22 protein-coding genes are annotated in these 24,774 nt (G+C 35.1%); 19 read left to right on the top strand and 3 right to left on the bottom strand.

Annotation, left to right across the window (positions count from 1 at the left end):
• Positions 1-182 precede the first annotated feature (182 nt).
• Positions 183-1,775, bottom strand: coding sequence for a replicative DNA helicase (gene dnaB / locus IPZ78_RS05370; RefSeq protein ID WP_225551968.1), 1,593 nt, complete (start codon positions 1,773-1,775; stop codon positions 183-185).
• Between the two features lie 410 nt (positions 1,776-2,185).
• Between dnaB and ubiE the strand changes: the two genes are divergently transcribed.
• The 5 genes from ubiE to IPZ78_RS05395 all read left to right on the top strand — a co-directional run bounded on the left by ubiE (position 2,186) and on the right by IPZ78_RS05395 (position 5,439).
• Positions 2,186-2,926 carry a bifunctional demethylmenaquinone methyltransferase/2-methoxy-6-polyprenyl-1,4-benzoquinol methylase UbiE gene (ubiE, locus tag IPZ78_RS05375; protein WP_225551969.1) on the top strand — a complete coding sequence of 247 codons (741 nt, stop codon included), beginning with the start codon at positions 2,186-2,188 and terminating at the stop codon, positions 2,924-2,926.
• Positions 2,923-3,762 carry a hypothetical protein gene (locus IPZ78_RS05380; RefSeq protein ID WP_225551970.1) on the top strand — a complete coding sequence of 280 codons (840 nt, stop codon included), beginning with the start codon at positions 2,923-2,925 and terminating at the stop codon, positions 3,760-3,762. The genes ubiE and IPZ78_RS05380 overlap by 4 nt, the downstream gene beginning before the upstream one ends.
• A 1-nt stretch (position 3,763) precedes the next feature.
• Positions 3,764-4,525 carry an SDR family NAD(P)-dependent oxidoreductase gene (locus IPZ78_RS05385; protein WP_225551971.1) on the top strand — a complete coding sequence of 254 codons (762 nt, stop codon included), beginning with the start codon at positions 3,764-3,766 and terminating at the stop codon, positions 4,523-4,525.
• A gap of 7 nt (positions 4,526-4,532) precedes the next feature.
• Complete coding sequence (locus tag IPZ78_RS05390) at positions 4,533-4,982, top strand: GatB/YqeY domain-containing protein (RefSeq protein ID WP_225551972.1); 450 nt, start codon at positions 4,533-4,535, stop codon at positions 4,980-4,982.
• Between the two features lie 94 nt (positions 4,983-5,076).
• Entirely contained in the window at positions 5,077-5,439 is a 363-nt protein-coding gene (locus IPZ78_RS05395; RefSeq protein WP_225552056.1) for a GNAT family N-acetyltransferase, read from the top strand.
• A 16-nt stretch (positions 5,440-5,455) separates the two neighbouring features.
• Here IPZ78_RS05395 and IPZ78_RS05400 read toward each other — a convergent pair whose 3' ends face one another.
• On the bottom strand, positions 5,456-5,965 hold the full coding sequence (locus IPZ78_RS05400) for a hypothetical protein (protein ID WP_225551973.1): 510 nt from the start codon (positions 5,963-5,965) through the stop codon (positions 5,456-5,458).
• Positions 5,966-6,018: 53 nt separating this feature from the next.
• Positions 6,019-7,932, bottom strand: coding sequence for an ABC-F family ATP-binding cassette domain-containing protein (locus IPZ78_RS05405; protein WP_225552057.1), 1,914 nt, complete (start codon positions 7,930-7,932; stop codon positions 6,019-6,021).
• A 103-nt stretch (positions 7,933-8,035) separates the two neighbouring features.
• On the opposite strand from IPZ78_RS05405, the gene IPZ78_RS05410 reads away from it, so the two are divergent.
• The 14 genes from IPZ78_RS05410 to IPZ78_RS05475 all read left to right on the top strand — a co-directional run bounded on the left by IPZ78_RS05410 (position 8,036) and on the right by IPZ78_RS05475 (position 24,728).
• Positions 8,036-9,067: a quinone-dependent dihydroorotate dehydrogenase gene (locus IPZ78_RS05410; RefSeq protein WP_225551974.1), complete on the top strand. Its 1,032-nt coding sequence runs from the start codon at positions 8,036-8,038 to the stop codon at positions 9,065-9,067.
• A 229-nt stretch (positions 9,068-9,296) separates the two neighbouring features.
• Entirely contained in the window at positions 9,297-10,175 is an 879-nt protein-coding gene (locus IPZ78_RS05415; protein WP_225551975.1) for an OmpA/MotB family protein, read from the top strand.
• A 361-nt stretch (positions 10,176-10,536) separates the two neighbouring features.
• Positions 10,537-12,681, top strand: a complete 2,145-nt coding sequence (locus IPZ78_RS05420; RefSeq protein ID WP_225551976.1) for a TlpA family protein disulfide reductase — start codon at positions 10,537-10,539, stop codon at positions 12,679-12,681.
• Between the two features lie 280 nt (positions 12,682-12,961).
• Complete coding sequence (locus IPZ78_RS05425; protein ID WP_225551977.1) at positions 12,962-13,603, top strand: hypothetical protein; 642 nt, start codon at positions 12,962-12,964, stop codon at positions 13,601-13,603.
• Positions 13,604-13,612: 9 nt separating this feature from the next.
• Positions 13,613-14,233, top strand: coding sequence for a lipoprotein (locus IPZ78_RS05430; protein WP_225551978.1), 621 nt, complete (start codon positions 13,613-13,615; stop codon positions 14,231-14,233).
• A 130-nt stretch (positions 14,234-14,363) separates the two neighbouring features.
• Positions 14,364-15,278, top strand: coding sequence for an AEC family transporter (locus IPZ78_RS05435; RefSeq protein ID WP_225551979.1), 915 nt, complete (start codon positions 14,364-14,366; stop codon positions 15,276-15,278).
• A gap of 94 nt (positions 15,279-15,372) precedes the next feature.
• On the top strand, positions 15,373-16,368 hold the full coding sequence (locus IPZ78_RS05440; RefSeq protein ID WP_225551980.1) for a formylglycine-generating enzyme family protein: 996 nt from the start codon (positions 15,373-15,375) through the stop codon (positions 16,366-16,368).
• Positions 16,369-16,403: 35 nt separating this feature from the next.
• Complete coding sequence (locus IPZ78_RS05445) at positions 16,404-17,717, top strand: Gfo/Idh/MocA family protein (protein WP_225551981.1); 1,314 nt, start codon at positions 16,404-16,406, stop codon at positions 17,715-17,717.
• A 3-nt stretch (positions 17,718-17,720) separates the two neighbouring features.
• Positions 17,721-18,713 carry an FAD:protein FMN transferase gene (locus tag IPZ78_RS05450; RefSeq protein ID WP_225551982.1) on the top strand — a complete coding sequence of 331 codons (993 nt, stop codon included), beginning with the start codon at positions 17,721-17,723 and terminating at the stop codon, positions 18,711-18,713.
• A 28-nt stretch (positions 18,714-18,741) separates the two neighbouring features.
• Positions 18,742-19,662: a hydroxypyruvate isomerase family protein gene (locus tag IPZ78_RS05455; RefSeq protein WP_225551983.1), complete on the top strand. Its 921-nt coding sequence runs from the start codon at positions 18,742-18,744 to the stop codon at positions 19,660-19,662.
• A gap of 20 nt (positions 19,663-19,682) precedes the next feature.
• On the top strand, positions 19,683-20,918 hold the full coding sequence (locus tag IPZ78_RS05460) for an MFS transporter (RefSeq protein ID WP_225551984.1): 1,236 nt from the start codon (positions 19,683-19,685) through the stop codon (positions 20,916-20,918).
• Between the two features lie 33 nt (positions 20,919-20,951).
• Positions 20,952-22,643 (top strand): GMC oxidoreductase, encoded by a 1,692-nt coding sequence (locus IPZ78_RS05465; RefSeq protein ID WP_225551985.1) that lies wholly within the window; start codon positions 20,952-20,954, stop codon positions 22,641-22,643.
• A gap of 16 nt (positions 22,644-22,659) precedes the next feature.
• The gene (locus IPZ78_RS05470; RefSeq protein WP_225551986.1) at positions 22,660-24,084 is read left to right on the top strand and encodes a Gfo/Idh/MocA family protein; all 1,425 of its coding nucleotides are present in this window, start codon (positions 22,660-22,662) and stop codon (positions 24,082-24,084) included.
• Positions 24,085-24,095: 11 nt separating this feature from the next.
• A complete protein-coding gene (locus IPZ78_RS05475; protein ID WP_225551987.1) occupies positions 24,096-24,728 on the top strand; it encodes a gluconate 2-dehydrogenase subunit 3 family protein in 633 nt (210 codons plus the stop codon).
• Positions 24,729-24,774 lie beyond the last annotated feature (46 nt).

Here is a 24,774-nt window from a genome sequence, read left to right on the forward strand (position 1 = left end):
TATAAACTCTTCTATTAGCAATAAAACAGAATCCAAAACTGTCAATAATTACAAAATATCCAAAATATCCTCTGTATCCAAGTATGCAGCTTAACAATTAGAAGTTTTCTTAAAAATCGAAATAAAACAAAGAAGCTGCCCTTTTTGGACAGCTTCTTCAAATATTATGATTTATTAAGGATCTAAAACGGAGAATCATCCGGCATATCATTCATACGTGATGGCATTGTGATACCACTTCCTCCAATGAAATCATCAAATGAGGCAGATGGAGACATTGCAGATCCGCTAAAAGGAGAATCTTTACCTGCACTGAATGAATCAACACCCATTCCGCCAAAGTCTTCTTCCAAATCCGTAAACTTCACGTATTTACCCACGAATTTCAATGGAACTATACCTGTTTCACCGTTACGGTGTTTTGCAATAATAACTTCTCCTACACCTGCAGTCGAACGACCTTCTTCATCTTCTGTCAATCCATAATATTCTGGGCGGTACAAGAACAACACCATATCGGCATCCTGCTCAATTGAACCTGATTCACGTAAATCGGATAACATTGGACGCTTACTATTTCCAGGACGAGATTCTACAGCTCGACTCAACTGTGACAAGGCTAATACAGGTACGTTCAATTCCTTAGCCACAGATTTCAGTGCACGTGAGATACTACCAATTTCTTGCTCACGGTTACCACCACCTTTACCTTCTGATTTACCATGCATCAACTGCAAGTAATCGACGATTACCATTTGAATATCGTGTTGCGCTTTTAGACGTCTACATTTTGCACGGAATTCAAATACGTTCAATGCCGGAGTATCATCAATAATAAGGGGAGCTTCTGTTAACCTTCCAATTCTAGAATGTAATTGTTGCCATTCATGATCAGCAAGATTTCCCTTTTTTAATTTTTCTTGTTCTATTTCAGTTTCACCAGCAATAAGACGATTTACTAATTGTACGGAAGACATCTCTAATGAAAATACAACTACTGGACGTTGGTGATCTACTGCAGCATTACGTGCTACTGAAAGTACGAAGGCAGTTTTACCCATCGCAGGACGAGCTGCAATGATAACCAAATCTGATGGTTGCCATCCTGATGTCATTCTATCTAGGGCTGTCAATCCTGAAGGTATTCCCGTAAGACCATCTGTACGATCACGCAACAATTCTAAATTATTAATGGCTTCACGCATAATGTCGTCCATTTTACGTGAGTCTCTTCTTAAATTGTTTTGTGCGATATCAAATAGACTCTTCTCTGCATGATCCAATAGATCGAAAATATCAGCAGTCTCATCATAGGATGAATTAATAATCTCAGTGGAGACTTTTATTAGCTCACGCTGGATATATTTTTGAGAAATGATACGTGCGTGGTATTCAATATTTGCCGCAGAAACAACCCTATCTGTCAATTGAGTGATGTAGTAAGCTCCACCGACCATTTCTAATGCGCCTAATTTGCGCAATTCAGCAGTTACAGTTAAAATATCAATAGGGGAGGTTTTTTGAAACAAAGAAAAAATAGCTTCAAATATTTTTTGATGCGATTCTTTGTAGAATGAATCAGGCTTCAAAATATCAATAACCTCACTTAGTGCATTTTTCTCTAACATTAGCGCACCAAGTACAGCTTCCTCTAAATCAATTGCTTGAGGAGGTAGCTTACCTAAACCACTTATCATGTTGTTTAGATTTGTACGTTTTTTGTTAAGATTAGCTCTATTAAAGTTTGTGTTTTGACCCGAAAATTCTTGCTCCATTGTCCCTTTGATTTTTTGTTTTTCAATAGATTCACTTCTGTGATTTAGAATGTAAAACCATTGTTAAACAAAAGTAATAAAAATACTATCCATAAAGATTTATAGTTGTTCACATGCCGTTGTGATCTAAAAATTTATAGTGCATTTTGTCCTATGAAATAACGAGTTATTATTAACATATATTGTGGGTTAAATGTGAATTGTTTTGTAATGTTATTGATAATCAGTTTTTTATTTAAATGTGGAAAACTCTTTCCGATGTTGATAACTGTAAAAAGGTTGTCGTGTGAATTGCTTGATGAGTGTGTTGCGCATTAAGTTTTCATTATCAGTGATTTAAGAGTAGTTGCTGTCTATAATGGTGAATATTTGTTCTTTATACTACATAAAATATATATTATCTTTGTTGTATGTCAAACGAAGCATCAACATTAAAACCCTATAAGTCAAAGGACGGTGGCAAGAAAGAACAAGTCGCAGATATGTTTAATAATATATCTAAAAAATATGATCTATTAAATCGTCTGATGACCATGCGTATTGATGTGATATGGCGAAAAAAGGCTATCAAATTGTTGCAAGCCATTCAACCACAGCGGATACTGGATGTTGCAACTGGGACGGGTGATTTTGCTATTGAATCTATTCAAATATTAAAACCTAAAAAAATTGTAGGTGTTGATATCTCGCAAGGAATGTTGGACGTAGCAAAAGAAAAAATTGCTAAAAAGGGCTTGCAGGATGTATTTGAAGTACAATTAGGAGATTCCGAAAATCTTCAATTTGAAGACCAGTCTTTCGATGCAGTAACAGTAGCCTTTGGTGTACGTAATTTTGAAAATTTGGAACAAGGTTTGGCTGAGATTTATCGTGTATTGAAGCCTGGTGGAAAAGCTATAATTTTGGAATTATCTAATCCTACTGCTTTCCCAATTAAGCAATTCTACAGCTTTTATTTCCATAAAATGGTTCCTGCTTTTGGTCGTTTAATTTCAAAAGATTCAAGTGCATATTCTTATCTTCCGGAATCTGTAGCTAAATTTCCTGATGGCCAACGTTTTGCAAAGATAACTGATAAAGTTGGTTTTTCATCGACTAAGGTTATGCCACAGACTTTTGGTTTTTGTACGATTTATGAAGCATCGAAATGATTAAATACGTATCTATACTGTTGTTTTCGATCTTATTTTCTGTTAAAATTTTGGTAGCTCAAAGTTTCGTCTCTTTTCCTTTTAGTGGGTATGACGAAGACGCTACGATTAATATTGGTTTTCAATACAATTTTATTAATCAAAATTACCAATTGAAACTCAAAGATAAGTGGAACCAATTGTTCGAAGATATGGATACAGACATGACTGATATTACGTATTTGGGGGACTTAAAAGCTATTTATTCCAAATCCTCAAATGGCTTTTCCATTGGTATACCTGTAGATTTTAAGCTGAATGATAGGGTTTTTATTAATGTTAATCCATCATTTAATATTCTTAATTCTCATCAAATTTCATATGTTCCAATGGATAGTGAACTTAATGCTCTTGATCGAAAATCAAAGCATATGTTAGGAGATACAAGAGGAGATAATTTTAACTCATTTGAGTTTCCATTTGGGTTGAAATTCAAATCTGAGGAGAAAAGGCTATTTAATTCGGAGTCTAAGTTTAGAGCATATTTTGTTGGAGGGTTTCGCTTAACGCGTTGGTCAGGGCTAATTACTAATTATCGTAATCTTGAGATAGAGCAAAATAATAATCGACCTATACCTGAAGGTTTAATATTGAAACCTGAATATATGTCATGGGACGTTGGGGCCGGTTTTGATTTTTATTTAACGCATTTTAAAGTTTCACCTGAAGTGAGATTTAACCAAAGTTTGAGTAATGTATTTAGTACTCATCATGTTTTATCTTTGAGTAATAAATTTATGGCACCGATAGATCGCGGGGTAATTCGCAATATCTATTTTAGCCTAATATTTCAATAAAATGAGAACAGTTTTAATAACAGGCGCTAGTTCTGGAATTGGTGCTGCGTGTGCTAAAGTATTGGCAAGTGAGGGTATATACCGTTTGTTGTTATGTGCACGACGTGAAGAGCGATTAGAAGAATTGAAAAATGAATTATTAAACGATTATCCTAATTTAGAAGTATATACTTTTGTATTAGATGTACGTAATCGTGAAGATGTTTTTGCTGCGATTGAAAAACTACCAACAGCATGGAGAAATATTGATATTTTGATCAATAATGCTGGTTTGAGTCAAGGTTTAGATCCTATTCAAGACGGTAGTTTGGATGATTGGGATCGAATGATTGATACCAATGTCAAAGGGCTTCTTTATGTAACGAAAGCTGTGGCACCATTGCTTAAACAGAGTGTTAATGCACATATTGTGAATTTGGGTTCTATAGCAGGAAAGGAAGTTTATCCAAATGGCAATGTGTATTGTGCGACAAAACACGCAGTCGATGCATTGAATAAAGCGATGCGTATAGATATGTTACCTTTTGGAATTAAGGTGACTGCTATTAATCCAGGAATGGTGGAAACAGAATTCTCGGAAGTACGTTTTAAAGGAGATAAAGAACGAGCAAAAACGGTATATGATGGTTTGACACCGTTAAGTGGAAAAGATATAGCAGAGACTATTTCTTTTGTTTTATCTCGTCCAGCACATGTAAATATTAATGATTTGCTAATCATGCCAACGGCACAAGCAAATGGAACAGTAGTAAATAGAAAATAAAAATATTATGTCATTAGAACAAACTATAAATCAGGATATCAAAGCGGCGATGATCGCTAAAGACGCTGTGCGTCTAAGAGGCTTACGTGCTGTAAAATCAGCTATTTTATTAGCTAAAACTGAAAAAGCAGGTGTAGAGGTATTGTCAGAAGATGCTGAAATCAAGGTTTTACAAAAATTAGTAAAACAACGTAAAGAATCTGGAGAAATCTACAAAACTCAAGGTCGTGAGGATTTATTCCAAATAGAATTTGAAGAGCAAGAAGTAATCGAGCAATATCTGCCAAAGCAATTATCTCGTGAAGACATTGAGGCTGCCATCAAAAGTATCATAACAGAGACTGGTGCTGCTGGAATGAAAGATATGGGTAAAGTAATGGGAGCTGCTAATGCACAGTTGGCTGGTAAGGCTGATGGTAAAACTATTTCTGAAATCGTAAAATCAAGTTTGGCATAATTTTATGGCAAATGTTTCTTGGGTAGTTCGGCCTTTTTCTGAATTGTCAAGTCTAGAGCTTTATCAAATTTTACAGCTTCGTATCAACGTTTTTATGTTAGAGCAAGAATGCTTATATGACGAATGCGATAATAAAGATTTGAAAGGAAAACATTTGATGGGACTGATCGATGGAAATGTCGTTGCCTATGCCAGATTACTTCCTCCGAATATTTCTTATGTGGATGCTTCCATCGGAAGGGTCGTGGTAAATCCAAACTCCCGTCATTTGAAATTGGGAACGGTACTTATGCGAGAGGCGATTTCGAGTGTGCGTAAGGATTTCCCTTCTGAGATTATTCGAATTAGTGCACAAGCACATCTGCAAGGTTTTTATGAAAATGTGGGGTTTGTACGAGTTAGTGAAGAACCTTATTTAGAAGATAATATTCCCCATGTAGAAATGGAGTTAAAATAAATAAAAAGTCAAATTCTTAAACTGAATTTGACTTTTTATTTAATAAGTTGAGTCTAGTATTTAGGATGACTATTAACTCATTCAACGTTTCTATGTCTAATTTTGAAGCAGTTTCAATTGAATTATTGGAAATATCTATAATTTTTAATGCTCCGAAATTATCATCAGGATATTCTTTATAAATATCGAAGAAGATGTCATCAAGTTCAATAATTTTACTATTTCCTTTAAATAAGTAATAATGAGCAGAATATTTTAGTTCATTGTTCGTTATTACTATAGTTTCTTTACCCTTAGTATTCCATAGAGACATTTTCAATAATATATAAGTTAAATATCCAAAAAATCCTAAACCTAATATATTTCCTATATGTAATCCCATCCCAGAGAATAAAGGAAAAAGAATAGTGCAAATGGCAATTATAAAAAATACAGCTGTTAAAAAATATAATACTATTCTTGCAAATATATTAGGTTGTTTATCCCATATTGTGAGAACATTATCTTCGTAGGTGTATTTACCCATATTTATAAAATGATGAATAATTAAACATAAGGTTAATTAGTTTAATTTCAAAATCATCCTTCCAATTCCATTATTTCTTCTGCTAGCACTTCCCAATTTTGTTGTAACTGGTCATATTCAGCTTTTGCAGAATTGTAATTTCTAGTCGCTTCTTGCAATTTGACAGCATCCGAATAAACTTCTTCCGAAGCCAAATGAGCTTCTAATTGGTTTACTTCAACTTCTTTTGTCGCAATTTGTTCTTCCAATTGAGCCAACTCTTTATTTTTCTTTAAGAGTATACGTTTAGAATCTTCTGTAGGAGCTTGTTTCTGCTTTTTAGGCTCTTCTTTAACAACCTTTTTCTCCTCTTTTACCTCGGGTTTGATGACTCTTTTTGAATTCCATTCTTCGTATTCTTGATACGTTCCGGGGTATTCTTTGATTTCTTTATTCTCAATAAACCATATTTTATTAGCGATATTATCTAAGAAATAACGGTCGTGAGAAACCACAATAACAGTTCCTTCATATTGTTGTAAAGCCTGAATCAAAATATTCACTGAAGCCATATCCAAGTGGTTGGTCGGCTCATCAAGAACCAAAAAGTTGGCATCCGCAGTCAAGGCTTTAGCCAAAGCCACACGCGATTTCTCACCCCCCGACAGGACTTTAATCTTTTTGAAAGCATCATCACCTGTAAATAAGAAACAACCTAAAATCGAACGTAATTCAGTCTCGGTATGTTTAGGTGCGAAAGCTTGCATCTCGGCAATGATAGAATTTTCTAAATGCAAAGCCTCTAATTGATGCTGTGCAAAGAAGGTCTGCGAAACATTGTGACCTTTGATACCCTTGCCTTCAAAATTAAGATCGTCTTCAGCTACAATACGTAATAGTGTAGATTTACCTTTACCATTGGCACCAATCAACGCTATTTTATCACCTTTTTCAATCAATCCATTCGTATTGCGTAAAATTTCTAGGTTTGGATATGATTTTGAAATATTTTCCAATGTCACCACATGACGTCCTGAAGGTTTCGAGAATTTAAAGCTGAAGTTTACCTCTGGATTATCGTCATCCACATCGTCTACACGGTCCATACGTTCCAATGCTTTGATACGAGACTGTGCCATTTTTGCTTTTGATGCTTTTGCGCGGAAACGCTCAATTAACTTTTCTTCCTGTTTTATCTTCGCTTGCTGATTTTTGAACTGACCTGCTTGGATTTCATTACGCATGGCCTTTTCTTCCAAATAGAAGCTGTAATTTCCCGCATATAGGGTTAATTTACCCTTACGAGATTCCACTGTTTTTTTGATAATACGATCTAGGAAATATCTATCGTGCGATACAATTACAATGGCACCTTCGAAAGCTTGTAAGTAATTTTCCAACCATTTGATGGAAGGTAAATCCATGTGGTTGGTCGGTTCATCCAATAGCAGGATGTCTGGAGTTTGCAATAAAATTCTAGCTAACATCACACGCATACGCCAACCTCCAGAGAATGTCGCTAAAGGTCTTTTTTGCTCATCTTCCGAAAAACCTAGACCAGCTAATATTTCGTGTGCACGAAATTCTATATTATATCCATCCAACGCTTCGAATTCCATTTGCTTATCGCTAAGCTTATTGAGAATATCGTCCGAATAGTCAGTTTCTAATTTCTTTAACAGATTTTCTATTTCAGTATGCAACTGATTTTGACGCTCGAAAGCTTCCATCGCCACATGCAAAATGCTTTTTTCAGAATGGTAAGACAATAAATCTTGGTTTAAGTAACCAATTTTTAAGTCTTTAGCCATTGAAATGGTACCCGAGGTAGGCGTGTATTGCCCCACTATCAGACGAAGTAAGGTTGATTTTCCTGTGCCATTTGCACCGATTAATCCTACTTTGTCACCTGGTTTGATGTGCCAGTTTGCTTCGTCGTACAAGGCTCTTGAGCCTATTTCAAATGTTAAGTTATTTATAGATATCATTTCGACTGCAAAAGTAGTGAATATTTCTGCTTCTTTCCTACCTTTGTAGCTAAGCAAAAGGAATATATCCACTGCATAATTGATTTTAGATTCATATTTGACGATGTACAAACTAATAAAACCAATTTTCTTTTCGATGGCGCCTGAAAAAGCCCATCACACCGTGACGAACGGATTGCAAACTTTTACCAAAATTTGGGGTGCAAAATCCATTTTAAAATCACTGTACAAAGTAGAAGATCCTCGTTTGGAAAGAGAAGTTTTTGGCTTGAAGTTCAAAAATCCTGTTGGATTGGCTGCTGGATTTGATAAAAATGCAGAGTACATTGAGGATATGGCAAATTTCGGTTTTGGTTTTATCGAAATTGGAACCGTTACTCCAAAACCACAACCTGGAAATGATAAACCGCGTATGTTTCGTTTGGTAAACGATGAAGCGTTGATTAATCGTATGGGATTCAACAACCAAGGCGCAGATGTAGCAGCGGGGCGTTTATCGCATTTGAAAAGTCGTGAAGGCGTCATTATAGGTGGAAATATTGGTAAAAATAAAGTTACTCCAAACGAAGAAGCTGTAAATGATTATATCTACTGTTTTCATTCATTATATGATTATGTGGATTATTTTGTGGTGAATGTAAGTTCTCCGAATACTCCAGGTTTGCGTGATCTACAAGAAAAGGGGCCTTTGATGCATATTTTGAATACTTTACAGGATTTGAATGCACAGAAGCCAGTTGCAAAACCAATCTTATTAAAAATTGCACCAGATTTGACAGATTCGCAATTGGATGATATCGTAGAAATCGTAACCGAAACAAAAATTGCAGGATTGATCGCTACAAATACGACTATTTCGAGAGAAGGATTGAAGTCTGATCCAAATTTGGTGAAGGAAATGGGTGGTGTAAGTGGTAAGCCATTAACAAAACGTTCTACTGAAGTTATTAAATACATCCATACTAAATCTAATGGTTCTTTTCCTATCATTGGGGTAGGGGGTATTCACACAGCAGAAGATGCAATTGAAAAATTGAACGCTGGCGCTGCTTTAGTACAGATATATACAGGTTTCATTTACGAAGGTCCTGCTTTGATAAGCAACATTTGTAAAGGTATTTTGAAAAATAAATAATCGTTTTAGTAATCTTTTTTGTTAAAATATGTTAATATAAAACTGACATAACGTAGTTTGGCATAAGTATTGAATGTAGTTTAGTAATTCATAATTTAGGTTAATAATTGGTTAGTTAAAAAATCCTTCAATCTCCCCGATTGAAGGATTTTTTTTTGTTATTTAACAATAAAATATTGTATTTGAATATTATTATTGTTAAATTTCAAACTAATAAAACAAATTGATTATGATTACATTAAAAAGGATTTTACCAATTACGATATTGTTAGGGGGGCTTGTGATGACAAGTTGTGTAAGTAATAAAAAATACACGGCTTTGGATTCGCAATACCGAACTCTTGGCGAAGCTTATCAAAAAAGCCAAATGGAGTTGACGGAAAGTCGTGCTAAAGTGAAAAGTTTGGAAGATCAATTGGAATATGAACGTAAAAATAATGCTTCGTTGAAAGAAGCTTATGCTAAATTACAAGGCACTCTAGACAAGAGTATATCTCAAAATTCTCAAGGAAATGTCAATATTGCCAAACTGGTAGATGAAATAAATGCTTCTAATAAGTATATCCAGCATTTGGTAAATACCAAGAATAAATCGGATTCATTGAATGTGGTATTGACGAATAATTTAACTCGATCATTAAGTCGCGAAGAATTGAAAGATGTTAATGTACAAGTGCTAAAAGGAGTAGTTTATATCTCTTTGGCTGATAATATGTTGTATAATTCGGGTAGTTATGAAGTGTCTGAGAAAGCTGGAGAGACATTGAGTAAAATTGCTAAGATTATTCAAGATTACAAAGATTACGAAGTTTTGATTGAGGGTAATACCGATTCAGATCCTATATCAAAACCAAATATTCGTAACAATTGGGACTTGTCTGCATTACGCGCTTCATCAGTCGTTCAAGCTTTACAAAATACTTACGGCGTAGATCCTAAGCGTTTAACAGCAGGTGGTAGAGGTGAATATAATCCTTTGGCTGATAATTCTACTCTTTCGGGAAAAGCTAGAAATCGTCGTACACAAATTATTATAACCCCTAAGTTAGATCAATTTATGGAGTTAATTGATAAAGCACCTGATGCAGAGCAGAGCTCGATTAATTAGTTTAGTTTATTGAAAAACATAGAATAAAAATCTCAGATGGAAACATCTGAGATTTTTATTTTGATAGTAAGGTGTTTAGTAGCAGTGATAAAATAGAATTTGATAAGAGGCTGGGATTTGTTTTACCTTTAATTTAGCGATGATTTGTTCATTATGATGAATAGTAAGTAACAATGTTAGCAACTAATTTGGAATCTAATATGTGTTGTTTTTATTCTTTTAACAACAATAATTTAATAATTAACTTAATTTTAAGTGTTGAATAACTATCTTAGTCGTTAACTATTCAATTGAATCAATGAAATATTTGCTCCTATTTCCATTTCTTCTTATTCAGATCTGTTTTGCACAGAAGAAAACAATGTACGACTACACTGTGAAAATCAATAACAGTTCAGGAATGTCAAATATAGAAAAGACTTATTATGCCACATTACAATATATAAAGTCATTACCAAATAAGAGTCGACTAATGGAGCTTAAAGTAGTAGGATTGGATTTGGTGGATACGAATAGACCCAATCGAGAATTTTCTACTCTGGCACCGAATAAAAGTAAAAATTTTCTAAATTCTTCAGCAGTAATTTCAGAACTCTATTTTTTAAAAGCACCGATACGATTTACCCTCAATAAGGGGATAGTAAATATTGACACGTTAAAACTGAGATCTGAGATCCAAGAACAACTTCGTGATTGGGACATTCAAGAAAATCTATTAAATAATGCTGTAGCTACCTCATTCAACGAGATAACAAACTTAATCCATGCGCTGTATTTTTCGGATTTAGCATCATTAGATGCGAAGGAATTAAAGAAAGATAAAATAATCAAGAACGGTATAACTTATCATATCCTCAAGCGAGTCAAATCCGATATAAATGTTCATTATGAGAAATTGGATAGTTTATCATCATTAGAGGGAAATGCTTTATTCGATACCAAAAATCTAATCGTAAAGGTTGGAGATGCCAAGAGTAAATCGTTTTTTATGAATAACGGTGAGAAAATGACTAGTGAAAATCATATTGCTGTTTATCGGGGAGAAAAGTATCTCGGTGAGCCAATTTCAAGTGATTATTATGATATGCTTGCTAAGATAAGTTATTGGAGTTCGGCTATAGTTGTGGCTAAAAAAGTTGATAGTGTTAAATTTTCACAATTTGTAGCGATGTATGAACCTAAATACGCTAAGGACCGTTTTTACATCACTGCTAAATTAACTTATTTACAACGGCTAAACAAATATGATGAGTATTACAAAATATTAAGGACTGTATCTCCCATTTTGCTTGCAAACAGTCATCATTTAAGTAATAAGTTCAATGAGGGAAATTTGCCCGCAGATCAATTCCGAGAAGCAATTCCGTTATTGGATGATAGACAACTCTACGAGTATCTACAGCATTCGCTAAGTCAACATATTTCGACAAATAATAGTGATGCTATGCAGAAGCTAGAGCAAATTACTTTTCACTTTAGCGAAAGAGAGAAAATTTCCGCTTATCCGATGTTCATATGGGCACGTGCATTACAAACTGATAATGTAGATAGCCTAAAGTTTCGATTGGCAGATATCTTACATTTGGATAAAGCGTATTACGACCAAGGTAATGCAGGTCGTTATGTTTTGTTAGTCCAACAGCTTCTTTTCAAAAAAGGAATTAGCAATTTGCCTTTGTTACATCAGGCTATTGATAGTATATTGCCATTATATGAAGATGAGACAAATGAGAGGAGATTCGTACAGAAAGCACATCTTGCATATGCCTATTATTTGGCTCATCAATTTGCAAGTGATCAAGAAGAAAAATCTCGTTCCTATTTAGAGAAGGCTGCTTATTATTCACCGAAAAGTGCTGCTGAAAAAGCGCACGGTAGTTTTTATGATCGAGTATTGTTAAAATCAAAGGAAAATTATAGTGAAGATTATTTTAACGAGTTAAACAAGCGAGGAAAGAAAGATGTCGCTCTTCAAAATTATGTTCAGGAGTTTTTGAATAATCCCGGAACTGCCTTTCAAGCATTAGCTACTTTTTATCGAGATAACTATGATGCTACAAACTTTAGTGTGTTTCTTAAAAATGAAGTTTTTCCTCAACTTCAGGATGCACCTGTGTTTTTGCTTAAAGACTTGCAAGACCGTGAATATTCATCTGAAAAGTTTAAAGGTAAATGGACTGTAGTGGATTTTTGGGGAACCTGGTGCAAATCTTGTGTTCAAGAAATGCCTGAGCTAAATAAATTTTATATTGGGTTAAAGAATGATGAAAAGAGTAAAATAGACTTCATGACGATTGCATGTCACGATACGAAGGATAATGTACAACACTTCTTAACGGAGAATAATTATGAAATCCCAGTGTTGATGTCAGATAATGTGGTTGAAAAGGCGTACAAAGTACGAGGATACCCGAGTAAATATATCGTGACTCCTGAAGGTAAATTAATTCCTATTGAATTTGGCTTCGATTGGAAAAGTTTCGTTACTCAATTGGCAAACCTATAATATGTATTAGAAAAATGGTTGAAATATGTCAAAACTATGTTGTTACAGATGTATGTTTAGGTTGTTAACTGGAAATTGACGATGTGGTATTTCGTTAAATAATATAAAATTAAGACCTCGACATGCCAATCGAGGTCTTTTTGTGTTAATTTGGCATGATTGTTCGAATCAAGAAGTTATGTTAAAAATCAAAAATATTCATCTAATATATTGTATTGTGCTAGCTTGTTTTTTGTCAAGCTGTAGCTCGATTTATATGCCTAATGTTCCATCTACCCCTATGTTTAAGAAAGCAGGTGAGGTATATGTAGGAGGACACTTTAATGCGAAAGGTAATATTTCTGCAAATTTGGGGGCAGCTGTATCTGATCATATTGCTGTAATAGCAAATGGTTCATCAGTTAATACTGGGGCAAATAGCAATGATTATTTTCGTCAATGGTTAGCAGAGGGAGGAATAGGTTATTTCACTACTATAGGGAAAGAAAAAAGGCAAGTTTTAGAAATGTATGCCGGTTATGGTGTTGGTAGTAGTAAAGATCATGAACAAAGAGCTTCAGTCTATGGATACGAGCTAGTCGAAGCGAGAGAAATGAATTTTGATAAAATATTTTTGCAAGTAAATTACTCATCTACACGCAAAAAGAAGATAAATATTTTTGGAGATAAAAAGGAATTAAACTATGGTACAGCAATTCGTCTAAGTAGAGTAGGGATGAAAGAGTTTTGGTTGAATGAAATGGTTTCACCTACTGAGGAAAATTATTTTATAGAACCATTGTTTTTTACTCGTATGGAATTATTGAATGGATTACAAATTCAATATACTAATGGCTTTAATATTGGTTTAAATTCTAATGAGTATTTAAAAGCAGGAAATTCTGTGTTTACTTTAGGATTAGTTTATACATTTGGAAAATAAAATTTACATATGAAAAGAATAGGATTATTATTCGTAGCTACTACTGTATTTATATTAAGTGGCTGTGCACTGAATCAAAGAGCGCAAATTGAGGCATTGGGAAAATTTAATTATGATGTGACTTCCGTTCAAAATATGCGTGTAGCAGGCCGAGATATCAATTCTTTTGAAACTGATGGTGGCGGCGTGTCATTAAATAGTTTGCCTGGCATCGCTATGGCTTTATTGACCAAAGACTTACCCTTGGAGGCTACTGTAAATTTGCAATTGTCAAATCCGACTTCTACACTTACAAAAATTAATGAGTTTAAGTATCTGATTGAAATGGGAGGAAAACCCTTATTTGAAGGTTCCGTCAACGAAAATATAAATCTTGCTCAGGGGCAAAGCATGGTCGTTCCATTGAGTTTTAGAGCTAATTTATTTGGTGTGGCTAAAGAGCGAGGTATTGAAAATGTGTTGAGTGATATTTTAACTCGTAAGAGTGATGCTTTTTTAGCATTAAAAATTAAGCCTTCAATAAAAATCGGAGGTAAAAATTATTTCTATCCTGGTTATATTACCGTAGATAAAGATTTTGGTAAGTCTATTTCCAGATCAGTAACTAAAGGTATTGATCGTATCAAGTAATATATACTATAAAGAATAAAAAAGGGGATAAATGAAAATTTATCCCCTTTTTTATTCTTTCGATTTCATTTTGATACCCTAATTATGAATCGTTAATTTGCAGATAATGTCTAAGATTATTTTGTAAATTATGTCAAACTTTGTGGTTATATTCCTTTGCCTCTTACTTGGTTACTTATTTAGGTATTTGAAATTGGTGAAGAAAGGAGGACACCTCGCTATCAATACATGGGTTATTTATGTCGGTTTACCTGCTGTGGCATTGAAATTTATTCCGCAAATAAATTGGAGCATTAATTATATATATACTGGGCTATTACCATTTCTTGCTTTTGGAGTGTCGTTTGTTGCTTTGTCAGTAGCAAATAAATGGCTTCATTTCTCCAAAAGAACATTATATACATTAATAATAATATCAGGATTATCCAATACATCATTTATTGGATTCCCATTAGTCAGTAGTTATTACGCAGAGGAGTTCTTAAAAGTTGCTATCGTAAGCGATCAAATCACTTTTTTTATCCTTTCTTCAATAGGTGTTTTAGTCGCAGCGAGTGTTAAAAATGCCTTCACTAGCAATAATGAAAAGTATCAATATATATTGATACGTATAATTACTTTTCCGCCCTTAATAGCCTGTCTGATCGCATTATTATTTTCTGATTATCTAAAAAGTGAAAATTTCAATCAAGTAGTATCGTCTTTTGCAGCTACTGTTAGCCCAATGGCTTTATTTTCTGTTGGATTACAATTGAATTTTAAACGAATTTCACGTGAAATTCTGGCTTTATCCGTTGGCATTATTGTAAAACTATTATTAATTCCCATTACAGCTCTTTTAGTAATTTATTTTCTAGGGCTGAATGGTACTTTCTTTCGTGTTTCTGTATTTGAAATGGCGATGCCATGCTTAGTTGCTTCAAGTATTGTTGTCGAAAAGTTTGGTCTTAATGTGAAGTTTGCCAATACTTTAATAGGTATAAGTATCATTGTAGGCTTGTTGATGTCTTATGTGTGGTATAGTGTTATAAATACACTCTTGTAATTTAATTGTTACTGGTTTTGTTGGTTTATTAAATTGTTTTTAACTTATTTTAGAATCAGATAACTATTATAACATTTTAAATATTTTATTAATTGTGAAATACAGCATCTTATATTCATTATTCTTTTTAGGAGTAATTTTTTGTGCGGAAGCTCAAAACAAAAAATCAGTAGCTAAACCTCAAAAGCACGAAAAATATGTTCAGGATATAAAGGGAACATCGTTATCCTTTTCTATGGAGCCTATACCTGCAGGGGTATACTCGATGGGCGATAATAATTCTGCAAATGAAAATGAAAAGCCTGCTCACAAAGTGGAAATAGATGCTTTTTGGATGGGTACACATGAAGTAACTTGGGATTTATTTCAATCTTTTCTTTATAAAGACTACGAGAAATCAAAGCAAACAGAAGGTGCTATCCCAGCAGAAGTTGACGCAGTTACAAGACCTACAAAACCTTATTTGGATATGACCTTTGGTTTCGGAAAGGAAGGGTTTCCCGCATTGGCAATGACACATTACAATGCTATTCAATACTGTAAATGGTTGTATGTACGTACAGGAGTGTTTTATAGATTACCTACCGAAGCGGAATGGGAATACGCTTGTCGCGCAGGATCTACGGATACGTATTTTTTTGGAAATGATGTTTCAAAATTAGGAGAATATGCTTGGTATGAGTCCAATAGTGATCAAAAAACAAATACCGTAGGAAAGAAAAAACCTAATGCATTCGGACTATATGATATATTAGGTAATGTGTCAGAATGGACCTATGATCAGTATCATGCAGATTATTATAAACAATTCGAGGGTAAAACAGTTAAGAATCCAGTAGCTGTTCCTACAGAGCTGTATCCTCACGCTGTTCGTGGGGGAGCATTTTCAAGTTCAGCTTCCGACTTGCGATCTGCAGCTCGTGGTGCGTCAGATCCTATTTGGAAACAGTTAGATCCCCAAATGCCTAAATCAAATTGGTGGTTTCCTGAAGCTCCTTTTGTTGGTTTACGAGTTGTACGTCCGCTAAATCCACCATCACATAATGAAATAATGGCGTATTATGATAAAGCGCCAATAGAAGATTTTTAACCAAATTATAAACAATCTATAACCAAAAATAAATAATGGAAAATATTAAAAGAAGAGATTTTATAAAAGCTTCTGCCGTGGTAACGGGGGGAGTTGCCATGAATGCATCAACGATTTCATCTGTATTTGCATCTGGATCAGATGTTATAAAAGTTGCTTTGATCGGTTGTGGCGGTCGTGGAACTGGGGCAGCAGCAGATGCTTTGAATTCAGGGCAAAATGTTAAGCTTGTTGCATTAGCAGATGCATTCAGAGATAATCTAGATGCTGCATATAATAACCTATCAAAACGATATGCTGATAAAATGGATATTCCTGAGTCAAGAAAATATGTTGGTTTTGATGGATACAAACAAGCAATTAAAGATGCCGATGTGGTGCTTTTAGTTACGCCTCCTGGATTCAGACCAGATCATTTTGAAGAAGCGGTAAAGCAGGGTAAGCATGTCTTCATGGAAAAATCTGTTGCAGTCGATGCAGTAGGTGTTCGTAGAATATTGGCGGCTGCTAAGATTGCACAGCAAAAAAAATTAAATGTTGTTGTAGGGTTACAAAGACGTTATCAATATAATTATCGTGAAGGGATCAAGCGTGTACACGAGGGAGCTATTGGAGATATCGTATCGGGTCAGGTGTATTGGAATAGTGGTGGTGTATGGGTGAGACCTCGCAAGCCAGGGCAAACAGAAATGGAATATCAAATGCGCAACTGGTACTATTTCAATTGGTTGTGTGGTGATCATATTGTAGAGCAACATGTGCATAACATCGATATTGCCAATTGGATCAAAGGAAAATATCCTGTATCTATTCAAGGTGTAGGCTCTAGAGCGCATCGTACTGGTAAAGAATATGGAGAGATCTATGATAATTTTTCAATTGAGATGACTTACGATGATGGAACAGTAGTGTTTAGTCAATGTTGCCATTTCGAAGGTTCTCATAATCGCGTAGATGAGACATTCCAGGGTACCAAAGGTCGTGTTTACTTATCCGCTGGAGGTAGGGCTATATTGTGGGATGCAAAAGGAAATGAAATTTATCGCCATGATCCAAAAGGTAATCCCAACCCTTATCAACGTGAGCATGTTGAGTTATTTGAAGCAATCGCTAAAGGTGAATATAAATTCAACGATGCAGAATACGGAGCGTATAGCTCATTAGCAGGAATTATTGGTAGAATTGCATGTTATACAGGTAAAGTTATTAAATGGGAAGACGCACTTAATTCTCCGATTGATTTATTTCCAGAAAGATTAGCATGGGATGCAAATCCAAAATTATTGCCTGATGCAAACGGATTATATCCAGTTGCTGTACCTGGAATAAATACAAACCTATTTATTTAGTACTTGAATTTTTTCATTCTTATATCATATATTCTTGTAGGATATTCTGCTACAGCAGAATATCCTACATTTAAATCTCCACATACTATTCGTGGTACTGCACAAGGAACTACTTATGATATAAAATATTACGCATCTGATCAGGTTATTAGCAAGTCAGAAGTAGATAGTATTTTTAGAGTAATCGATGAGTCTATGTCCTTGTATAAGCCTAATTCTTTAATCAATCAATTTAATTCCAGAGATGTAAAAGGTGTAAAACTTGATGCACATATGTACAATGTCGTTAAAGCAAGTTTTCAATATTACAAAATGACAAAGGGTTATTTTGATATAACTATTTTTCCATTATTAAAATTATGGGGATTCGGTCCAGAGGGGTTTCGCTTTAATCCTTCCGAATCACAAATTGATAGTGTTAGAAAAACAGTTGGTCTCGATAAAATTAAGCTTCGTAAAGACTACCTCAAGAAACGCGATAAGTATGTATCTATAGATTTAAATGGAATAGCACAGGGGTATACAGTAGATGTATTGTCGCAATTTATAAAAAGTCGTGGAGTTGATTCTTTCATTGTCGAGGTGGGAGGTGAGATTTACGCACATGGCATCAAGCCAAGTGGAGAACGCTATAAAATTGAAATTCAACGACCGTATTCTCAACAAATAGCTCCATATCGTTTGGAGCTACAAAATAAGGCTATTACGACTTCTGGAAGTTATGAAAAATTTAGAATATTAGAAGGGAATCGAATTTCACATCATATCGACCCACATACAGGTAGGCCTTTAATGAACAATACGCTTTCAGTTACAATCATAGCAAATACTGCAATGGAAGCAGACGCTTTGGATAACTATTTAATGTATTTGGAACCAAGTGCAGCAATCAATTTTATTGAAAAAAAGACAGATTGTGAGGCTTATATTATATATTCAGAAAATAATACGTTAAAAGAATTGCAAAGCTCAGGATTTAATAATTATATTTACTAATCAACAATAATCAACCATTATAAACGACATGAAAAGAAATGATTTTATCAAAAGCTCAACACTGCTATTTACAGGTGCTTTCTTGTCAAGTAATAAATCATCAGAATTTTTAAACCTAAATAAAGAAATGATTAAATCTCCCACCTTTAAACTAGATTATGCTCCTCATCAAGGTATGTTTTCGGCAAGTGCTGGTAAAAACTTTTTAGATGAAATCCGCTATATGCACGATTTGGGTTTCCGTAGTATAGAAGATAACGGAATGACTGGTCGTTCTACAGAGGAACAAACGAAAGTTGGGGAACTATTAGCTAAATTAGGTATGCGAATGGGGGTTTTTGTAGTGCCTAAAGGAGGTAATGGACAAAACACATTGGCGGCTAATAAACAAGAGCATATTGATATCTTTTTAAAGGGATGTCGTGACTCTGTTGAGGTAGCAAAGCGAGTAAATGCAAAGTGGGTAACTGTTGTTCCAGGAGATTATCAAAGAAATTTACCTATAGGAGTTCAGACCGCAAACGTTATCGAGGCATTACGTCGCGGAGCTGAAATTTTTGAGCCTCATGGCATCACAATGGTACTAGAGCCGTTGAGCGATTCTCCTAACTTATTTTTACGCTATACAGATCAAGCATATGAAATTTGTAAAGCGGTAAATAGTCCTTCATGTAAGATATTGTATGATGCATACCATCAACAAAAGAACGAGGGTAATTTAATTAGCTTTATGGATATGTGTTGGTCGGAGATTGCTTATATACAAATAGGTGACAACCCTGGTAGAAAGGAACCTTATACGGGAGAGGTTAATTATAAAAACGTATTTAAATGGCTTCATAATAAGGGGTATAAGGGTATTGTTGGTATGGAACACGGAATGTCTAAGTCAGGTAAAGAGGGCGAAGATATTCTTGTAGCAGCATATAGAGAAGCTGATAACTTTTAATTGATATAACTAAATACAATATGAATTCAATTATAAAAACTAAACTATCATTTATGATGTTCCTTGAATTTTTTATTTGGGGAGCATGGTTCGTTACATTGGGAACGTTCTTGAGTCAAAATTTAAAAGCCAATGATTTTGAGATTGCGAATGTCTTCTCTACACAATCTTTAGGTGCTATTATAGCTCCTTTCATTGTGGGGATGATTGCAGATCGGTTCTTCAATGCAGAAAAAGTATTAGCAATTTTACATCTATTAGGTGCGTTTTTGTTATATCAAATGTATCAAGCTTCTGATATTGGAGGTTTTTACCCGTATGTATTGACATATATGATATTATATATGCCGACTTTAGCATTAGCCAGCTCAATATCTTTTAGACAATTGAAAAACCCTGAAAAGGAATTTTCTGCTATTCGCATTTGGGGAACAATAGGCTGGATCGTTGCAGGTTTGTCTATTAGTTATTTGTTTAAGTGGGATGCGTCAGCAGAAGAAGGAGCATTGAAGAATACATTTTTAATGGCCACTATTGCGTCAGCAGTCTTGGGTTTATTTTCATTTATATTACCAAGTACACCTCCAATTAAAGCAGAATCTGGAGAAAAACCTTCATTTTCATCAATAATTGGTTTAGATGCTATTAAGTTGTTGAAAGATAGAAACTTCTTTATATTCTTTATATCTTCTGTATTAATCTGTATTCCATTAGCATTTTACTACCAAAATGCGAATTTATTTCTAACAGAAATTGGCTTAGAAAACCCTACAGGGAAAATGACTATAGGACAAATTTCTGAGGTATTATTCTTATTGTTACTTCCTGTATTCTTTTCAAGATTCGGGTTTAAGAAGACAATACTTGTAGGTATGTTGGCTTGGGCCGTACGTTATCTATTGTTTGCTTATGGTGATGCAGGTGAATTAACATTCATGTTGATTACTGGTATAGCATTACATGGTATTTGTTACGATTTCTTTTTTGTTTCAGGTCAAATTTATACAGATAGCAAAGCTGGTGAGAAATATAAGTCAGCAGCGCAAGGTCTGATTACATTAGCTACATATGGTGTAGGTCAATTGATAGGTTTTTGGGTAGCTAGTTTAATTGGTGATAAATACAAATCATTAAAAGATACTGATTTAGCAGCTTTTTGGCAACAAACATGGGTCGTGCCTGCAGGTATTGCTTTCGTAGTAATGATAATTTTCTTCATTTTCTTCAAAGATGAAAAAGTGAAGACTGAGGAGTAGTATTAAATAGTTAAAGTATTAAAATAAAATCAAATGGGAGAGAATAATACTTATGATGCAATTGTAATTGGATCAGGAATTAGCGGGGGATGGGCCGCTAAGGAATTGACTGAGAAAGGACTTAAAACAATAATGTTGGAGAGAGGGAGAAACATCGAACATATTAAAGATTATACTTCTCCAACTAAAGATCCTTGGGAATTCCCTCATGCAGGAGGACGTACGCAACAAATGATTCAGGATTATCCTGTCTTAAAGCGTGATTATCCGTTGAATGAAAAGAATCTAGGCTATTGGGTAAATGAGAAAGAAAGTCCATATACAGAAATTAAACGATTTGATTGGTACAGAGGGTATCACGTTGGTGGTCGCTCATTGATGTGGGGACGTCAATCTTATCGTTTAGGTGATTTGGATTTTGAAGCAAATGCGAAAGATGGTTTTGGTGTAGACTGGCCTATTCGTTATAATGATATAGCACCATGGTATTCCTATGTAGAGAAATTTGCTGGTATATCTGGTAATAAAGATGGTTTGTCTGTATTGCCCGACGGTGAATTTATGCCACCAATGCCAATGAATGTTGTTGAAAAGGACTATGCCGAAAGATTGAAAAAATCTCAATTTGGAGGTAAGCGCCATTTTATCATGGGAAGAACAGCGAATATTACTGTTCCACATAATGGTCGTGTGAATTGCCAATATCAAAACAGATGTTGGGAAGGTTGTAATTTTGGAGCTTATTTCAGTACCCAATCAGCAACATTACCAGCGGCAGTAAAAACGGGTAACTTAACAGTTCGACCATTTTCTATAGTTACTAAAATATTATACGACAAGGATACTAAAAAAGCTAAAGGTGTTGAAATAATTGATGCAGAAACAAATCAAACATATGAATTCTATGCAAAAGTAGTTTTCGTTTGTGCTTCAGCATTAAATTCTACCTGGGTATTAATGAATTCCGCGACTGATGTGTGGGAAGGTGGTTTGGGATCTAGTAGTGGGGAATTGGGAAATAATTTGATGGACCATCATTTGGGCGTTGGTGCTTCAGGGCGTGTGGAAGGATATTTAGATAAAACTATTTATGGTCGTCGTGCAAATGGTATTTATGTTCCACGATTTGTGAATGTATCAGATGATACAAAAAAACGTGATTATGTACGTGGTTTTGGTTATCAAGGAGGTGCCGGAAGAGGAAGAGCTTGGCGTTCCGAAGAAGAAAAATTCGTAGGAGGTACATTCAAAGATGCGATTTGTGAGCCAGGAGATTGGAGTTTCGGCTTCGGTGGTTTTGGTGAGATCTTACCATACCATGAAAATCATGTAAAGTTGGATAAAGACAAAAAAGACAAATGGGGCTTGCCAGTTTTAGCATTTGATGCAGAGATCAAAGAAAACGAGATAAAAATGCGTCATGATATGCAATACGAAATGAAGGAGATGTTAGAGAGTATTGGTGTAAAAGATGTTAATATTTGGAATAACGTATACGGTCTAGGTCAAGGTATTCATGAAATGGGTACAGCCCGTATGGGTAGAGATCCTAAAACATCTGTACTTAATGGAAATAATCAAGTATGGGATGCTCTAAATGTCTTTGTTACTGATGGTGCAGCAATGACTTCTTCGGGATGTGTGAATCCATCGTTGACTTATATGGCGTTAACAGCTAGAGCTGTCGATTTTGCTGTTAGTGAATTGAAGAAAGGTAATCTTTAACTTTTAAATTGAATTTATGGAAAGTAAAAGTCGAAGAGATTTCATTAAGATGGCATCAGTTGGTGCAGCTGCGATAACAATAGTACCTAGACATGTGCTAGGTGGTACAGGGTTTCGTGCACCAAGTGATATGCTACAAGTCGCTTCAATTGGCGTTGGTGGGATGGGAGGATCTGATGTAAATAATATCTTTGGTAGTGGTAAAGCAAACATAGCTTTCTTGTGTGATGTAGATAAAGCGAGAGCTAAGGGATCGGTTTCAAAATTTCCTAAAGCTAAGTTCTATACTGATTTTAGAGAAATGCTTGATAAAGAGCATAAGCATATCGATGGGGTATCTGTTTCTACTCCAGATCATAATCATGCTATTCAAGCATTGGCAGCTATGCAATTAGGCAAACATGTCTATGTTCAAAAGCCATTAGCACATGATGTCTGGGAAGCGCGTGCATTGACACATGCTGCTAAGAAATATAAAGTAGTCACTCAAATGGGTAATCAAGGTGCGTCAGGTGATGGTGTTCGTCAAATGCGAGAATGGGTAGACGCAGGATTAATAGGTGATCTTGTTGAAATCTACGCATGGACAGATAGACCTGTGTGGCCTCAAGGTATTCAATGGCCGGCTGTCAAATCTAGAGTTCCTTCAACATTAGATTGGGATAGATGGCTAGGTACCGCACCTTACACAGAATATTTTGACAAGTTAGTTCCTTTCAACTGGCGCGGTTGGTGGCCATATGGTACAGGAGCTTTAGGTGATATGGGATGTCATAATCTGGAAGCACCATTTAGTATTTATGGCTTACAATACGTGAAAGATGTACAGGCTAGCGTAGGTTCTGTATATGTGGATGAATTCAAACGTGGTTATTTCCCTGAGTCTTGTCCTCCATCTAGTTCTGTAACGATGACTTTTCCAAAGACATCTAAAACAAAAGGTGATGTGAAAGTGCATTGGATGGATGGAGGTATTCAACCTCCAAGACCTGAAGAATTAGGGCCAGATGAAATTTTTGGAGATGGCGGTAATGGGATATTATTAATAGGTAAAAAAGGTAAAATCTTAGCTGATACTTATGCCGCTAAACCTAGATTATTGCCTACGAGTAAGACCTACCGTACAGTAAAAGAAAAATATGATAGAGTTCCGAATGGAGCTAATGGACACTGGGCACAATGGGTTGAAGGATGTATTGCTGGATATGGCAATATGGAAATGTCATCACCATTTGAAATTGCAGGTCCGTTGACAGAAGCACTACTGATGGCTAATTTAGCTATTCGTGGGGTAGATTTAAAAGTTGGGGACAAATACCCTGGCCGTAGTAAAAAATTAGTTTGGGATAATGATAAGATGCGTGTGACAAATTTTGATGAAGTAAATCAATTTGTGAAACGTACCTATCGCCCAGGCTGGGAAGTTAACTATACATTTTAATAGACTGAAAGATGAATAGAAGAGAAGCATTGCAACGCGTAGCTATGATACTAGGAGGTTCAATAGTAGGCGCTAATTTATTTTTAGAAGGATGTACTCGTTCTGCAACGAAAACTGTAGAAGGATTATTTGATGAAAAAATGATTAATATAATTGGTGATTTGGCAGACGCCATTTTACCTCCGACTTCTACACCAGGAGCTAAAGAGGCTGGTGTAGGTAGTTTTATACCTGTATATGTGAGAGATTGTTATACAGAAAAACAACAAAAGGCTATAGTGGATGGGTTAGCTACATTAGATAAAACGAGCAAAGAAGTAAAGGGTAAAGATTTTGCTAGCTTGACTATCGATGAACGAACTGAAATAGCTGATAAACTATACAAAGAAGCCGAAGAATATAACGGAAAACGTTGGGAAAGAATCAAAGATGAGGTAGAGAAAAATAGAACTGCTCAAAACGAGTTAGTGAAGTCTGATGTTGATTACGAACCAGAGCATTGGTTTTATATGTTTAGACAAATGACATTGACAGGATTCTTCAATTCTGAATTAGGGTTGACAAAAGCATTGCGCTATGTTAAGATTCCTGGGAAATATGACGGAGATTATCCATATAAAAAAGGCGATAAAGCATTCTATTAATAATGAAAAGGTGAGATGAATAGTCTCACCTTTTTCATTATATCAT

Source organism: Sphingobacterium bovistauri (assembly GCF_020295405.1).
Lineage (GTDB): Bacteria > Bacteroidota > Bacteroidia > Sphingobacteriales > Sphingobacteriaceae > Sphingobacterium > Sphingobacterium bovistauri.

Excerpts from the sequence above, each read along its gene's own strand:
- IPZ78_RS05385 (WP_225551971.1), top strand. The coding sequence starts at position 3,764 with ATGAGAACAGTTTTAATAACAGGCGCTAGTTCTGGAATTGGTGCTGCG.
- IPZ78_RS05415 (WP_225551975.1), top strand. The coding sequence starts at position 9,297 with ATGATTACATTAAAAAGGATTTTACCAATTACGATATTGTTAGGGGGG.
- dnaB (WP_225551968.1), bottom strand. The coding sequence starts at position 1,775 with ATGGAGCAAGAATTTTCGGGTCAAAACACAAACTTTAATAGAGCTAAT.
- IPZ78_RS05410 (WP_225551974.1), top strand. The coding sequence starts at position 8,036 with ATGTACAAACTAATAAAACCAATTTTCTTTTCGATGGCGCCTGAAAAA.
- IPZ78_RS05470 (WP_225551986.1), top strand. The coding sequence starts at position 22,660 with ATGGAAAGTAAAAGTCGAAGAGATTTCATTAAGATGGCATCAGTTGGT.
- IPZ78_RS05435 (WP_225551979.1), top strand. The coding sequence starts at position 14,364 with ATGTCAAACTTTGTGGTTATATTCCTTTGCCTCTTACTTGGTTACTTA.
- IPZ78_RS05430 (WP_225551978.1), top strand. The coding sequence starts at position 13,613 with ATGAAAAGAATAGGATTATTATTCGTAGCTACTACTGTATTTATATTA.
- IPZ78_RS05420 (WP_225551976.1), top strand. The coding sequence starts at position 10,537 with ATGTACGACTACACTGTGAAAATCAATAACAGTTCAGGAATGTCAAAT.
- IPZ78_RS05405 (WP_225552057.1), bottom strand. The coding sequence starts at position 7,932 with ATGATATCTATAAATAACTTAACATTTGAAATAGGCTCAAGAGCCTTG.
- IPZ78_RS05390 (WP_225551972.1), top strand. The coding sequence starts at position 4,533 with ATGTCATTAGAACAAACTATAAATCAGGATATCAAAGCGGCGATGATC.
- IPZ78_RS05445 (WP_225551981.1), top strand. The coding sequence starts at position 16,404 with ATGGAAAATATTAAAAGAAGAGATTTTATAAAAGCTTCTGCCGTGGTA.
- IPZ78_RS05455 (WP_225551983.1), top strand. The coding sequence starts at position 18,742 with ATGAAAAGAAATGATTTTATCAAAAGCTCAACACTGCTATTTACAGGT.
- IPZ78_RS05460 (WP_225551984.1), top strand. The coding sequence starts at position 19,683 with ATGAATTCAATTATAAAAACTAAACTATCATTTATGATGTTCCTTGAA.
- IPZ78_RS05425 (WP_225551977.1), top strand. The coding sequence starts at position 12,962 with ATGTTTAAGAAAGCAGGTGAGGTATATGTAGGAGGACACTTTAATGCG.
- IPZ78_RS05380 (WP_225551970.1), top strand. The coding sequence starts at position 2,923 with ATGATTAAATACGTATCTATACTGTTGTTTTCGATCTTATTTTCTGTT.
- IPZ78_RS05475 (WP_225551987.1), top strand. The coding sequence starts at position 24,096 with ATGAATAGAAGAGAAGCATTGCAACGCGTAGCTATGATACTAGGAGGT.
- IPZ78_RS05465 (WP_225551985.1), top strand. The coding sequence starts at position 20,952 with ATGGGAGAGAATAATACTTATGATGCAATTGTAATTGGATCAGGAATT.
- IPZ78_RS05395 (WP_225552056.1), top strand. The coding sequence starts at position 5,077 with ATGTTAGAGCAAGAATGCTTATATGACGAATGCGATAATAAAGATTTG.
- ubiE (WP_225551969.1), top strand. The coding sequence starts at position 2,186 with ATGTCAAACGAAGCATCAACATTAAAACCCTATAAGTCAAAGGACGGT.
- IPZ78_RS05400 (WP_225551973.1), bottom strand. The coding sequence starts at position 5,965 with ATGGGTAAATACACCTACGAAGATAATGTTCTCACAATATGGGATAAA.